This is a genomic window from Delftia sp. WSY_10, from assembly GCF_043104705.1.
Taxonomy (GTDB): domain Bacteria; phylum Pseudomonadota; class Gammaproteobacteria; order Burkholderiales; family Burkholderiaceae_C; genus Comamonas; species Comamonas tsuruhatensis.
In genome coordinates this window covers 95,029-107,927 of record NZ_JBICKY010000019.1, presented here as the reverse complement: position 1 = coordinate 107,927, position 12,899 = coordinate 95,029, and the positions used below count along the sequence as shown (strand labels likewise).

Here is a 12,899-nt window from a genome sequence, read left to right as displayed (position 1 = left end):
GACCGGTCTATGAGTCCAAAAGATGCCAAGTTCTTTAGCCTCTTTTAGAGAGTGCGAAAAACTGTTTAACCACAACGACTTATAAAGCGCCCCAAAATTGCCGGAGGCTCTTTTAGGCTCTTGGAAACACCTCTATAGAACCAAAGCTCTGCGGGCATGTGCGGCTTCGGCTCAATCCTTGGAAGGGTTTGCCGCGCGCTTTGCGGAGGCCGCGCGCCGAGCAGGCTCCGCCCTGCGCAACACCCCCCCCATCAAGGTATCAATGCACTGCTGCGCCACTTCCTCGGCCGAGTACTGGCCGCCGGGCTGGTACCAGCGGCCTATCCAGCTGAGCGCGCCGGCAATCACGAAGGCCGTCATCTTGGGGTCGCAGGGGGCCAGGGAGCCCTCCTGCACGCCGGCGGCCACCAGGCGGCGGAAGGCCTGGTCTATGGCGGCCTTCTGGCGGCGCAGTTCGCGGCGGCTGTCGGGAGGGACCTGCTCGTCGCCGACACGGATCAGGCACATGCCGAAGTCCATGGTGACGATGCGCGCATAGACCTGCATGCAGGCGCGCAGCTGGTCCACGGCCTGGCCACCTGCGCGGCGCGAGGCCTCGATGCCTTCCAGCGTCATGGCCAGGCCCTGGTTCACGCACTGCAGCAGGATCTCGTCCTTGTTCTTGACGTAGTAGTACAGCGTGGGCTTGCTCACGCCCAGCCGCGCGGCGATGTCGTCCAGCGAGGTGGCGGAGAAGCCGCGCTCGTTGAACAGCTGCGCGGCGGCCTGCAGCACGGCCTGGCGCTTGGCCTCGCGCTGCTGCTCGCGGTCGGGCGTGCCGCTCCAGGGCGAGTCCACGGCGGGCGCCGCACGGCCTTTGCGGGCGCGGGTTCCGGAGCTGGGTCGGGTCTTGGTTTCAGGGCTCGATGGCTTCATGGCGGCGGGTGCACCGGGGAAATCACCGATGCTGCATGCGGTGGGCGACAACCAGAATCTACTCCAAAGTAAACAGCCTACGCATCAGTAGGCTCCTGCCCGGCTCGACGAACCAACGCACGAGACAGCCATGGAGACACACCCCGACGGCGGCCGGCCCGCCCCCTTGCTGCAGGTCGATGGCATCACGCTCGCCTTTGGCGGCGTGAAGGCGCTGTCGGGCGTGGGCTTCGATGTGCAGCCCGGCTCGATCACGGCCGTGATCGGTCCCAACGGCGCGGGCAAGACGTCGCTGTTCAACACCATCTCGGGCTTTTACCGGCCCACGGGCGGCTCCATCCGCTTCCAGGGCGAGGACATCACGCGCGTGCCGGCGCCGCGCCGCGCGCGGCTGGGCCTGGGGCGCAGCTTCCAGAACATTGCGCTGTTCCGGGGCATGACGGTGCTGGACAACATCAAGCTGGGCCGCCACGCCCACCTGCGCACCAACGTGTTCGATGCCCTGCTCTACCTGGGCCGCGCTCGCCGCGAAGAGGCCGAGCTGCGCCGCGACATCGAGGAGCGCATCATCGATTTCCTGGAGATAGACCACATCCGACATGCGCCCGTGGCCGCCCTGTCCTACGGCCTGCAAAAGCGCGTGGAGATGGCGCGCGCCCTGGCCATGCAGCCGCGCATCCTGATGCTGGACGAGCCCGTGGCCGGCATGAACCGCGAGGAGACCGAGGACATGGCGCGCTTCATCCTGGACGTGCGCGCCGAATGGGGCGTGACCGTGCTCATGGTGGAGCACGACATGGGCATGGTCATGGACCTGTCAGACCACGTGGTGGTGCTCAACTTCGGCCAGGTCATCGCCCAGGGCACGCCGGCCGCGGTGCAGGCCGATCCCGAGGTGAACCGGGCCTACCTGGGCGCCGGTGATGTGGGCGAGCTGCGGCGCCGGCTGCGCGGCGCGTCCGCCCGGCCGGAGCCCGCCACGCCGCAGCCTGCCCTGGCACAGGAAGCCGCATGATGGACTGGGCCTACCTGTTCGAGATTGCCCTCACGGGCCTGGCCGGCGGCGGCCTGTATGCGCTGGCCGCGCTGGCCTTCGTGGTGGTCTACAAGGCCACGCGCGTGGTCAACATCGCCATCGGCGAGCTGCTGATGGTGGGCGCCTACCTGTTCTTCACCTTCGCGGCCATGTTCGCGCTGCCGCTGTGGCTGGCCATTCCCGCCGCCGTGCTGGGCACGGGGCTGCTGGGCGCGCTGATCGAGCGCACGATGATCCGGCCGCTGCTGGGCGAGCCGCCGATCTCGGTGTTCATGGTCACCGTGGGCCTGGCCTCGGTGCTGGTGGGCCTGGTGGAGCTGATCTGGACGGCCGACCAGCGCCGTCTGCCCGAGTTCATGCCCACGCAGCCCGTGATGATCGGCGAGGCCTTTCTCGCGCCCAAGGTGGCCTGGGGCGCAGCCGTGGCCGTGGTCTTCATCGCGGCCGTGCTGCTGGTGTTCCGCTACTGGCGCGGCGGCGTGGCCCTGCGTGCGACGGCCAGCGACCAGGCAGCGGCCTATTCGGTGGGCATCAATGTGCCGCGCGTGTTCTCGCTGGCGTGGGCGGTGTCGGCCATGATCGCCGCCGTGTCGGGAATCATCGTCGGCTCCATCGGCGGCATCTCGTCGAGCATGGGCGTGTTCGGCCTGTCGGTGCTGGTGGTCGTCATCGTGGGCGGGCTGGACAGCGTGCTGGGCGCCCTGGTCGGCGGCCTGTTCATCGGCCTGGTGGAGGCGCTGGCCGGCGCCTACCTGGGCGGCGAATACAAGCTGCTGGCCACCTTCATCGTGCTGGTCGTGGTGCTGATGCTCAGGCCCTACGGCCTGTTCGGCACGCACGAGATCGAGCGGCTCTAGACAGTTTCGCAAGGACGGCAGCATGCGCATAGGCACCCTCAAGGAAAGCTACATCGCCGACGCGGCGCTGTTCGACTCCCGCACGCAACGCATCTGGCTGGCCGTGGCCGGCGCGCTGCTGGTGCTGTTCCCCTTCATGGCCAGCGACTACTGGCTGTACCTGGCCTGCCTGGTCAGCATCAACGTGGCCAGCGCCACGGGGCTGAACATCCTCACGGGCTACACGGGCCTGGTGAGCCTGGGCCAGGCTGCCTTCATGGGCCTGGGCGCCTATACGGTGGCCATTGTGCAGGCGCGCTGGGGCACGCCCGTGCTGTTCAACCTGCTGGCGGGCGGCTTCGTGGCCATGCTGGGCGGCATCGTGGTGGGCCTGCCCTCGCTGCGCGTCAAGGGCCTGTACCTGGCGATTGCCACCATCGCGGCCTCGTTCATCGCGCACTTCCTGTTCGCCAACCTCAGGCTCACGGGCGGCACGGCCGGCCTGACGCTGCAGCCGGCCACGGTGTTCGGCGTGGCGCTGGATACGTCGTTCCGGCTGTACTGGGTGATCGTGCCGGTCACGCTGCTGATGCTGCTGGGCGCGGCCAACCTGTTTCGCACGCGCACAGGCCGCGCCTTCATCGCCATCCGCGACCGCGACATCTCGGCCGAGGTGCTGGGCATACCGCTGCTGCGCTACAAGCTGCTGTCGTTCGGGCTGTCCTCGTTCTACGCGGGCGTGGCGGGCGGGCTGTGGGCGTACTTCTTCCGTGTGGTCACGCCTGAGAGCTTTCCGCTCTTGATGTCCATCTTCTTTCTGGCGGCCATCATCGTCGGCGGCATGGGCTCCATCCTGGGCTCCATCCTGGGCGCGGTCTTCATGACCATGGTGCCGGAGCTGCTCAAGCTCATCGTGGACCTGCTGCCCGGCGGCTCCGAGCTCACCGTCTTCCTGTCGCCCGTGCGCACCATGGTGTTCGGGCTGCTGATCATCGTCTTTCTGGTCTTCGAGCCGCAGGGGCTCGCACAAATGTGGCGGCGCCTGCGCCGCTTCTTCCACCTGTGGCCCTTCCGCAATTGAGGCGGCGCCGCGCACGACAAGCAAAAGGAGACAAGCATGCAGCAACACCCGACTTCCTCGCGCCGCCGCAGCCTGCTGCTGGCGGCCGGCGCCAGCCTGGCCGCGCCGCTGGCGGCCCGCGCCCAGGCTGGCGGCGAAGACATCGTGATCGGCGGCTCCATCCCCATGACGGGCGTGTTCGCCTTCGCGGGCGTGGGCATCAATGCCGGCATGGGCGACTACGTGAAGATCGTCAACGAGGCCGGCGGCATCAAGGGCCGCAAGGTCCGCTACGTGCCCGAGGACACGGGCTACAAGGTCGATGTCTCGGTGGCCGCGTTCAAGAAGATCACCAGCCAGAACAAGGTCAACCTCTACTACGGCGACTCCACGGGCTTTTCCAAGACCATCAACCCGGAGCTGGACCGCAACGGCGCCATCCTCATGGCGGGCGCCTCCTTCGCCACCGAGCTCAACAACCCGGCCAAGTACCCGAACCAGTTCCTCGTGGGGCCCGACTACACGGAGATGTTCGGCATCCTGCTCAAGCACATCGCCAAGGAAAAGCCGGGCGCCAAGGTGGCCTTCGTCTACTCCGACTCCGAATTCGGCCGCGACCCCATCGAGGCCAGCGAAGCGGCCGCCAAGAAGCTGGGCCTGAACATGGTGGCCAAGCTGATGACGCCGCCCGGCAGCGTGGACGTGTCCACCGAAGTCATCAAGCTGCGCCGCGCCGCGCCCGACTACACCATCTTCCACGGCTACATCCTCGCGCCCATTCCCGAGTTCATCCAGCAGGGCAAGCAGATGGGCATGACCAGCCGATGGATGGGCACCTTCTGGACCATGGACAGCTCCACCGTCATGAAGATGGGCGAGGCCGGCGACGGCTTCATGGGCGTCATGCCCTACCGCTACTACTACGACACCTCGGCCAAGGCGCCCATGCTGGACAAGATCCGCGCGCTGCGCCCCGAGTACCAGAGCACGGCCTATATCCAGGGCTTTCTGGCGGCCATGCTGTTCGTGGAATCGGCCAGGCGCTGCCTGGACGCGGGCAAGCCGCTCACCGGCCCCAACCTCAAGGCAGCGCTCAACTCCATCAAGGACTTCGACACGGGCGGACTGATCGGCGTGCCCATCACCATCAAGGGCAATTCGATTCCCGTGGGCCGCGTCTACAAGGCGGACATGAAGGCGCAGAAGATGCTGCCTGCGTCCGACTGGATCGCACTTTGACTGTCGTCCGAACAGACGCCCGCACATGACCGAGCAGCCCACGGACAAGGTCCTCGAAATCAACAACATCGAGGTCATCTACAACAAGGTCGTGCAGGCCCTGCGGGGCCTGTCGCTGGCCGTGCCGCGCGGCCAGATCGTGGCGCTGCTGGGCAGCAACGGCGCGGGCAAGAGCACCACGCTCAAGGCCGTCTCCGGACTGCTGGCGCTGGAGGACGGCCTGCTGGCCAGCGGCAGCGTACGCTACAACGGCCAGTCCACCGCGCAGTACGCGCCCCAGCAGCTGGTGCGCCTGGGGCTGTCGCATGTGATGGAGGGCCGGCGCGTGTTCGAGGACCTCACGGTGGAGGAAAACCTCGTGGCCGCGACCTACGCGCTCACGGGCCGCCATCAAGTCAAGCCCGACTTCGACCTGGTCTACAGCTACTTCCCGCGCCTGCATGAGCGACGCAAAGGCCTGGCCGGCTACCTGTCGGGCGGCGAGCAGCAGATGCTGGCCATTGGCCGCGCGCTGATCGCCGAGCCCCAGCTCATGCTGCTGGACGAGCCCTCGCTGGGCCTGGCGCCCAAGCTGGTGGAGGACATCTTCACCATCATCGCGCGCATCAATGCCGAGCGCGGCACCTCCATGCTGCTGGTCGAGCAGAACGCCACCGTGGCCCTGGCCGTGGCGCACAGCGGCTACATCATGGAGAACGGCAAGATCGTCATCGACGGCCCGGCCGAACGCCTGGCCCAGGATGCCGACGTGCGCGAGTTCTACCTGGGCATGGGTGGTGGCGGCGAGGCAAAAAGTTTTCGCGACCTGAAGCACTACAAGCGCCGCAAGCGCTGGTTGTCATGAAGCACCCCCTGAGTCGCTTCGCGCCTTCCCCCTCTCTCCCGCTTCGCGAGGGAGGGGGACAGCACCCTCGGTGCGGGGCGGCCCTTCCTCGGTGCTCCCGTGTGGGGGCACGCCAGTGTCACAGGCAGCGCGATGGGTCATTGATATGAAGAACCTTCCCGAACTCACCCTGCCCCAGATGCTGGCCGAACGCGCGCGCAGCGATGCCCGGCGCGTGGCCATACGGCAAAAGGACTTCGGCATCTGGAAGCCCACCAGCTGGGCGCGCTACCACGAGCGTGCCAGCCACTTCGGGCTGGGCCTGGCGCAGCTGGGCCTGGCGCCAGGCGGCCACATGGGCGTGATCTCCGAGAACCGCATCGAGTGGGTGCTGGCCCAGATGGGCGCGGGCCTGATCGGCGCCATCACCGTGGGCGTCTACCCCACCAGTCCCACGCCCGAGGTCGCCTACGTGGCCGGACACGCGGACATCGCCATCATGGTGTGCGAGGACCAGGAGCAGACCGACAAGCTGCTGGCCGCCCTGCCCGAGCTGCCGCAGCTGCAGAAAATCATCGTCATGGAGACCAAGGGCCTGCGCAGCCTTGCGCCCGAGCTGCGCGCCCTGATCACCACCTTCGACGAGGTCGAGCGCCTGGGCGCCCAGGCCGCCAGCCGCGCCCCCATCGAACAGGCGCTGGCACGCCAGACGCTGGATGACGTGGGGCTGATGATCTACACCTCGGGCTCCACCGGCAAGCCCAAGGGCGCCATGATCACCTACCGCAACATCCGCGGCGTGGTGCCCGGCATTGCCGAGCGGCTGGGGCTGGATGGCGGCACGCGCCACCTGTCCTACCTGCCGCTGTGCCACGTGGCCGAGCAGATGCTGACCAGCTTCGTGCCGGTCTACCTGGGCTCGCAGGTGCACTTCGGCGAGTCCATCCGCACGGTGCAGGAAGACCTGCGCGAAGTCGCGCCCAACATGTTCCTGGGCGTGCCGCGCATCTGGGAAAAGCTGCATGCGGCCATCAGCATCAAGATGCAGGAGACCGGGCCGCTGCGCCGCACGCTCTACCGGCGTGCCATGGCGGCCTGCGCGCCGCTGGCCGAAAAGCCCCGCAGGCAGTGGAGCCTGGCCGAACACCTCACCTGGGCCGCCAGCTACTGGAGCGTGCTGCGCGCACTGCAGAACTTCATCGGCCTGCGCCAGGCGCGCGTGGCGCTCACCGGCGCCGCGCCCATACCACCCGACGTGGTGCGCTTTTTCCGCACGCTGGGCGTGCCGCTGATCGAGGTCTACGGCCTGACCGAATCCACGGGCATGGTCACGGGCCACCGGCTGGACGACGTGTCCGTGGGCAGCGTAGGCGTGGCCACCGAAGGCGTGCAATGGCGCATTGCCAGCCTCGGCAGCAGCGCGGGCCACGAGGGTGACGACAGCGGCGAACTGCAGATCAAGGGCGACATGGTCTTCGCGGGCTACTACAAGAACCCCGAGGCCACGGCGCAAAGCATCCAGGACGGCTGGCTGCACACGGGCGACGTGGTGCGCGTGCAGGGCGGCCAGCTGCGCATCGTGGACCGCCTCAAGGACATCATGATCACCGCCGGCGGCAAGAACCTCACGCCCTCGGAGATCGAGAACACCATGAAGGCCAGCCCCTTCATCAAGGAGTGCATCGTCGTGGCCGAGGGCCGCAAGTTCGTGGGCGCGCTGGTGCAGATCGACTACGAGACCGTGGGCCAATGGGCCCAGGCGCGGCGCATTGCCTTCACGCATTTCCGCTCCCTGGCCGAGATGCCCGAGGTGCGCGCGCTCATCGAGGCCGAGATCGCGCAGGGCAACGCGCGCCTGGCCCAGGTCTCGCATGTGCGGCGCTTCCATCTGCTGACCAAGGAGCTGGACCACGACGACGGCGAAGTCACGGCCACGATGAAGGTGCGCCGTTCTTCCATCTACAAGACCTACGCCGCCGAAATCGACGCCCTGTACCACTGAGCCTCCCATGACCGATACGCAAGACACCCCGCTGCGGCTGCAGCGCGAAGGCGCCATCGCCACGCTGACCTTCCACCGCCCCGCCGCCCTCAACGCCATCGACGTGCCCATGGCGCTGGCGCTGCGCGACGCCGTGCGCGCCCTGGCCCAGGACCGCGCGCTGCGCTGCGTGGTGCTGGAAGGCGCGGGCCGCGCCTTCATGGCGGGCGGCGACCTGGACACGCTGGCCGCCGACCCCGTGCGCGGCGCGGCCGAGCTGCTGGCGCCGCTCAACGAGGCCGTGGCGCTGCTGGGCCAGCTTGATGCGCCCGTCATCGCCAAGGTGCATGGCGCGGCGGCAGGCGCAGGCCTGTCGCTGATGCTGCAGGCCGACTTCGTCTGCGCGGCCGAGGGCACGCGCTTCAACCTGGCCTACATCAACCTGGGCGCCAGCTGCGACGTGGGAGCCTCCTGGGCGCTGCCGCGCATCGTGGGCCTGCGCAACGCGCTGGAGATCGCCATGCTGGGCGAGACCCTGGACTGCGCCCAAGCGCAGCGCCTGGGCCTGATCAACCGCGTCCTGCCGCCCGCCGAACTCGACGCCGCCGTGCAGCAGCTGGCCGAGCGCCTGGCCGCCGGCCCCACGGTGGCGCTGGGCCATATGCGCCGCCTCATGCGCGCGGGCCTGGACCGCAGCCTGCGCGACCAGCTGGCCGCCGAGGCCTGCGCCTTCGATGCCTGTGCGCGCACGGCCGACCTGCCGCGCGGCATTGCGGCGTTCCACGCCAGGCAGACGCCGCAATTCGAGGGACGTTGACCTGCGCCCGGAACTGACGCCGAGGCGGCTGCGCTGCCTGCCGCCTGCCCGGCACAATGCACTCCATCCCCCGTGTTCATCGCTTCGAGGAGCTTCACCATGACCCCACGCGACGTCTTCGTCGTCGGCACTGCGCGCACCGCCATCGGCACCTTCGGCGGCAGCCTCAAGGACGTACCCAACACCCAGCTGGCCACCACGGCCGTCAAGGCGGCCATGGAGCGCGCGGGCCTGGCGCCCGACGCCGTCGGCCACGTGGTCATGGGCAATGTGATCCCCACCGATACCAAGGACGCCTACCTCTCGCGCGTGGCCGCCATCGATGCGGGCTGCCCCATCGAGACGCCGGCCTTCAACGTCAACCGGCTGTGCGGCTCCGGCCTGCAGGCCATCGTCTCGGCCGCCCAGGCCATTGCGCTGGGCGATTGCGACGTGGCCATCGGCGGCGGCAGCGAGTCCATGAGCCGCGGCCCCTACTTCGACCAGGCCGCGCGCTGGGGCGCGCGCATGGGCGACGCCAAGAGCATCGACTACATGCTGGGCATCCTGCACGATCCCTGGCAGAAGATGCACATGGGCATCACGGCCGAGAACGTGGCCGAGCGCTACCACATCAGCCGCGAAATGCAGGATGAACTGGCAGCGGCCAGCCACCAGCGCGCGGCCGCTGCCATCGCGGCCGGCCACTTCAAGGAGCAGATCGTTCCCGTGGAAATCGCCACGCGCAAGGGCGTCGTGGTCTTCGACACCGACGAGCATGTGCGCGCGGCCACCACCATCGAAGTGCTCAGCGCCATGAAGCCGGCCTTCCGCAAGGAAGGCGGCACCGTGACGGCCGGCAATGCCTCGGGCATCAACGACGGTGCCGCCGCCGTGGCACTGGCCGCAGGCGATCGCGTGGCTGCCCTGGGACTGAAGCCGCTGGCGCGCCTGGTCGGCTACGCCCATGCCGGCGTGGACCCCGCCTACATGGGCATAGGCCCCGTGCCGGCTACGCAGAAGGTGCTGCAGCGCACGGGCCTGAAGATTGCAGACATGGACGTCATCGAGGCCAACGAGGCCTTTGCGGCCCAGGCCTGCGCCGTGATCCAGCAACTGGCGCTGGACCCGGCCAAGGTCAATCCCAACGGCTCGGGCATCTCGCTGGGCCACCCGGTCGGCGCCACGGGCGCCATCATCACCACCAAGGCCATCGCCGAACTGCAGCGCACGGGCGGCCGCTATGCGCTGGTGACCATGTGCATAGGCGGCGGCCAGGGCATCGCAGCCATCTTCGAAAGGGTCTGAGCGCCCTGGGGGCGCGGCGATGTTTCACATGAAACATTGCCGGCCCGGGTGCCTTGCTGCTGGCTCAGAACGGCGCTTCTTCAGGCGCCGTGTCCACGGGTGCCGTGGCCGGCCCCGTCAGCGCTCCACGGCCCGATGCCGCTGCGCGCGGTGCCGTCGCGGGAGCGTGGGCAGCAGGCGTCTGCAGCGATGCGGGAAGATCCTGGCCCAGGCCCGTGCGCCCTTCCCCGCCCAACGCCTCGATCAGATCGGGGATGAGCCTGGACAGCTCGCCCGTGGCAATCGCCACGTCGGCATCGAAGCCGCCGTCGTCCTGCGACTGGCCTTCCATCACGGCATCGAGCAGCGCGATCTTGCGGATCTGCAGACCCTCGGTCAGCACAAAGCTCACGCGGTCGTCCCAGGTCAGCGCCAGGCGCGTGGGCAGCTTGCCGTGCTCGATGTGCTGGCGCACCTCGTCGATGTCCAGCGGATGGCGCGCATAGCGCACCACGGCCTTGGATTCGTCGGCGGCCTTGAGCTCGCATTCACGGTCAATCGAAAAGCCGGCCGGGCTTTCCTGCGTGGTCAGCCAGTGCGCCATGGCGGCCTGTGCGCTGGTCTGCGTATCGACCAGGGCCAGCGCAAAGCCTGTGAGGCCCTCCACCAGCGAGCTGACCACCTCGTCGGCGCGCGCCTGGCTGCCGGTGTCCAGCACCAGGGTGCGGGCCTGCGGGTCCAGCCACACCCACATGGAGCCCTGCTTGGTGAAGGCCATGGGCAGCAGGTCCAGCTTGGCCTCGTCCTTGAGTTCCTTCTTTTCCTTCTTGCCGGGCTTGCGGCCTTCGGTGGCCTCGATGTGGGCGGCCTTCTCGTTGACGCGGCGGTTGAGCACGCTGGCCGGCAGCATCTTGGCCTCGGTCATGAAGCGCATCACCCACTGATTGGCCACGGACTCGGCCAGCGGGCCATGGGGCTCGCCGCGCGGCGGCACCCAGCCGGCGCTGCGCTCCTGCGTGGCGCCGCACTCGGCAAACGGGCTCTTGCCCAGGGCTTCTTCAAGCTGCTGCAAATCGCCCTGCCAGCTCTCGGCAATGCGATAGACGATCATGTTTTTGAACATAGCGAACCTTTGCTCGGACGGACTGCGGCTGCGCCGCAGCAGGGGTGTGCAACACCGGGCTGCGCCGCCTCCATCCAGAGGGAGAAAACAGAAAAAACAGCAGGGGCGCCATGCCTTGGCGCCCCGCCCGGCCATTGTGCATGCCTGGCGCCGGACAGCGCTGCACAAGCTTGTCAATTCTTTACAAGCCCTGCGCAAAACCACACGGCCCCGATACATCGGACGACCACACTTCAACCATCCGCTGCACAGGGCCCGCCAAGTGCCTTGACGGCGGCCTTCAGTCACCCTCTCCAGAAAGGATTTTGGAATGACCACCACCTTCCGCCGCACCCTCGCCAGCGCCGCAGCTGCCACCGCCTTGCTGGCCTCGTTCGCCCTGCCCTCGTACGCCCAGACCGCCGCGCCGGCAGCACCGGCTGCAGCCACCACGCCCAAGCCCGAACGTCCCATGCACAAGCCTGGCGAGCGCCGCGAACACATGCAGCAGCGCATCGCCAAGCTCAAGGCCGACCTCAAGCTCACGCCGGCCCAGGAGACCGCATGGAACACCTATGCGGCCACCTTCAAGCCCGGCGAGCGTCCCCAGCGCATGGAGCGCGAGGACTTCGCCAAGCTGACCACGCCCCAGCGCATCGACAAGATGCATGAAATGCGCGCCCAGCGCGCGGCCGATGCCGATCGCCGCGGCGAAGCCACCAAGGCCTTCTACGCCCAACTGGACGCCAACCAGCAAAAGACCTTCGATGCCGCCACGCTGCACAAGGGACACCCTGGCCACCACGGCATGGGCCACGGCCCGCGCCATGACCACAAGAGCGGCCAGGCCCGCCCTGCCCCGGCACCTGCCCAGTAAGCGCCAGCCTGGCCTGCCTGCCACCGGCGGGCAGCCGGATTGCTTGAGCCAGCCCTTGCACGGACGCCTTGTCGGGCGACCGACAGTGCAAGGGCTTTTTTGCTGACGCCCCGGTCTTCACCAGCCTCCCTAGAGTGTTACAGGCACAGCAACGTGTGCCGCCCCCGGAGAAGATCACATGGCCCTCAAAATCATTCAAACGACGCCATCCAGCTACCAGCGCCTCGCCAAGGCACGCATCCATCCGCCAGCACGCCTGGCAGCGACCGTGATGCTGGCCTTCGCAGGCGCTGTCCTGCCGATGGCGACCCAGGCGCAATCCTTGGCGCCGGAATCCACCCCTTCCCTGTACCTGCAATATGGCGCGGCCGAGCGCAGCGCCGACAGCTGGACCCTGGGCGTTACCGTGCCCTGGCGCAACTGGCGCCATGCGCTGTGGGGCGGCCAGCTCAGCGGCTACTGGGATATCTGGGGCGCGCGATGGTCCGCCCCCCTGGAAGGCAGCCACCGCAGCACCTGGGTGGTGGGCATCAATCCCACGCTGCGCTGGCGTGGCAGCAACGGACAGTCGCCCTGGTTTGCAGAAACCGGCGTGGGTCTGAGCTGGGCACTGAACCGGCGCTACGTCACGGACGAGAAGGAATTCCCGACCCGCTACAACTTCGCCACCCATATCGGCGTGGGCTACCTGTTTGGCAACCAAGGCCAGCATGAACTGGTGCTGAGGCTGGAGCACCATTCCAACGCTGGCATCAAGAAGCCCAACCCCGGCGAAAACTTCCTGCAGCTGCGCTACGCCCACCATTTCTGACCATCGCTGCAGCCCAGCCCCGACCACCCGCGAGGTGGTCTTTTTTTGCCCGCTGCGGACCTGTGGAAAAACCTGGGTATAAAAACCTTGTAAATCCATGCTTATCCACACGATGGATGCATCGCGGAAAGTTGTT

The 12,899-nt window shown here is 67.8% G+C and carries 12 protein-coding genes; 10 read left to right on the top strand and 2 right to left on the bottom strand.

The window, feature by feature from the left end; translation table 11 throughout:
- Positions 1-171 precede the first annotated feature (171 nt).
- On the bottom strand, positions 172-915 hold the full coding sequence (locus ACF8ML_RS09305; RefSeq protein WP_392407016.1) for a TetR/AcrR family transcriptional regulator: 744 nt from the start codon (positions 913-915) through the stop codon (positions 172-174).
- Positions 916-1,045: 130 nt separating this feature from the next.
- Between ACF8ML_RS09305 and ACF8ML_RS09300 the strand changes: the two genes are divergently transcribed.
- The 8 genes from ACF8ML_RS09300 (at position 1,046) to ACF8ML_RS09265 (ending at position 9,994) form a co-directional block, all read left to right on the top strand.
- Positions 1,046-1,930 (top strand): ABC transporter ATP-binding protein, encoded by an 885-nt coding sequence (locus ACF8ML_RS09300; protein WP_343740386.1) that lies wholly within the window; start codon positions 1,046-1,048, stop codon positions 1,928-1,930.
- Positions 1,927-2,808, top strand: coding sequence for a branched-chain amino acid ABC transporter permease (locus ACF8ML_RS09295; RefSeq protein ID WP_017406956.1), 882 nt, complete (start codon positions 1,927-1,929; stop codon positions 2,806-2,808). Before ACF8ML_RS09300 ends, ACF8ML_RS09295 begins: the two co-directional genes overlap by 4 nt.
- A 22-nt stretch (positions 2,809-2,830) precedes the next feature.
- A complete protein-coding gene (locus tag ACF8ML_RS09290; RefSeq protein ID WP_046239407.1) occupies positions 2,831-3,868 on the top strand; it encodes a branched-chain amino acid ABC transporter permease in 1,038 nt (345 codons plus the stop codon).
- Positions 3,869-3,904: 36 nt separating this feature from the next.
- Positions 3,905-5,086, top strand: a complete 1,182-nt coding sequence (locus ACF8ML_RS09285) for an ABC transporter substrate-binding protein (RefSeq protein ID WP_016447278.1) — start codon at positions 3,905-3,907, stop codon at positions 5,084-5,086.
- A 25-nt stretch (positions 5,087-5,111) separates the two neighbouring features.
- Positions 5,112-5,930: an ABC transporter ATP-binding protein gene (locus tag ACF8ML_RS09280; RefSeq protein ID WP_016447277.1), complete on the top strand. Its 819-nt coding sequence runs from the start codon at positions 5,112-5,114 to the stop codon at positions 5,928-5,930.
- A 145-nt stretch (positions 5,931-6,075) separates the two neighbouring features.
- A complete protein-coding gene (locus ACF8ML_RS09275) occupies positions 6,076-7,911 on the top strand; it encodes an AMP-dependent synthetase/ligase (protein ID WP_392407015.1) in 1,836 nt (611 codons plus the stop codon).
- A 7-nt stretch (positions 7,912-7,918) separates the two neighbouring features.
- Positions 7,919-8,707, top strand: a complete 789-nt coding sequence (locus ACF8ML_RS09270; RefSeq protein WP_392407014.1) for an enoyl-CoA hydratase/isomerase family protein — start codon at positions 7,919-7,921, stop codon at positions 8,705-8,707.
- Between the two features lie 99 nt (positions 8,708-8,806).
- Positions 8,807-9,994: an acetyl-CoA C-acyltransferase family protein gene (locus tag ACF8ML_RS09265; RefSeq protein WP_016447274.1), complete on the top strand. Its 1,188-nt coding sequence runs from the start codon at positions 8,807-8,809 to the stop codon at positions 9,992-9,994.
- Positions 9,995-10,058: 64 nt separating this feature from the next.
- On the opposite strand, the gene ACF8ML_RS09260 is transcribed toward ACF8ML_RS09265, so the two are convergent.
- Entirely contained in the window at positions 10,059-11,096 is a 1,038-nt protein-coding gene (locus ACF8ML_RS09260; RefSeq protein ID WP_016447273.1) for a recombination-associated protein RdgC, read from the bottom strand.
- 310 nt (positions 11,097-11,406) lie between these two features.
- On the opposite strand from ACF8ML_RS09260, the gene ACF8ML_RS09255 reads away from it, so the two are divergent.
- Together ACF8ML_RS09255 and ACF8ML_RS09250 are read left to right on the top strand one after the other, a co-directional pair.
- Complete coding sequence (locus ACF8ML_RS09255; protein ID WP_338499195.1) at positions 11,407-11,952, top strand: Spy/CpxP family protein refolding chaperone; 546 nt, start codon at positions 11,407-11,409, stop codon at positions 11,950-11,952.
- A 178-nt stretch (positions 11,953-12,130) separates the two neighbouring features.
- Positions 12,131-12,763 carry an acyloxyacyl hydrolase gene (locus tag ACF8ML_RS09250; protein ID WP_034365435.1) on the top strand — a complete coding sequence of 211 codons (633 nt, stop codon included), beginning with the start codon at positions 12,131-12,133 and terminating at the stop codon, positions 12,761-12,763.
- The last annotated feature ends 136 nt before the right edge of the window (positions 12,764-12,899 follow it).

Excerpts from the sequence above, each read along its gene's own strand:
- ACF8ML_RS09305 (WP_392407016.1), bottom strand. The coding sequence starts at position 915 with ATGAAGCCATCGAGCCCTGAAACCAAGACCCGACCCAGCTCCGGAACC.
- ACF8ML_RS09300 (WP_343740386.1), top strand. The coding sequence starts at position 1,046 with ATGGAGACACACCCCGACGGCGGCCGGCCCGCCCCCTTGCTGCAGGTC.
- ACF8ML_RS09295 (WP_017406956.1), top strand. The coding sequence starts at position 1,927 with ATGATGGACTGGGCCTACCTGTTCGAGATTGCCCTCACGGGCCTGGCC.
- ACF8ML_RS09290 (WP_046239407.1), top strand. The coding sequence starts at position 2,831 with ATGCGCATAGGCACCCTCAAGGAAAGCTACATCGCCGACGCGGCGCTG.
- ACF8ML_RS09285 (WP_016447278.1), top strand. The coding sequence starts at position 3,905 with ATGCAGCAACACCCGACTTCCTCGCGCCGCCGCAGCCTGCTGCTGGCG.
- ACF8ML_RS09280 (WP_016447277.1), top strand. The coding sequence starts at position 5,112 with ATGACCGAGCAGCCCACGGACAAGGTCCTCGAAATCAACAACATCGAG.
- ACF8ML_RS09275 (WP_392407015.1), top strand. The coding sequence starts at position 6,076 with ATGAAGAACCTTCCCGAACTCACCCTGCCCCAGATGCTGGCCGAACGC.
- ACF8ML_RS09270 (WP_392407014.1), top strand. The coding sequence starts at position 7,919 with ATGACCGATACGCAAGACACCCCGCTGCGGCTGCAGCGCGAAGGCGCC.
- ACF8ML_RS09265 (WP_016447274.1), top strand. The coding sequence starts at position 8,807 with ATGACCCCACGCGACGTCTTCGTCGTCGGCACTGCGCGCACCGCCATC.
- ACF8ML_RS09260 (WP_016447273.1), bottom strand. The coding sequence starts at position 11,096 with ATGTTCAAAAACATGATCGTCTATCGCATTGCCGAGAGCTGGCAGGGC.
- ACF8ML_RS09255 (WP_338499195.1), top strand. The coding sequence starts at position 11,407 with ATGACCACCACCTTCCGCCGCACCCTCGCCAGCGCCGCAGCTGCCACC.
- ACF8ML_RS09250 (WP_034365435.1), top strand. The coding sequence starts at position 12,131 with ATGGCCCTCAAAATCATTCAAACGACGCCATCCAGCTACCAGCGCCTC.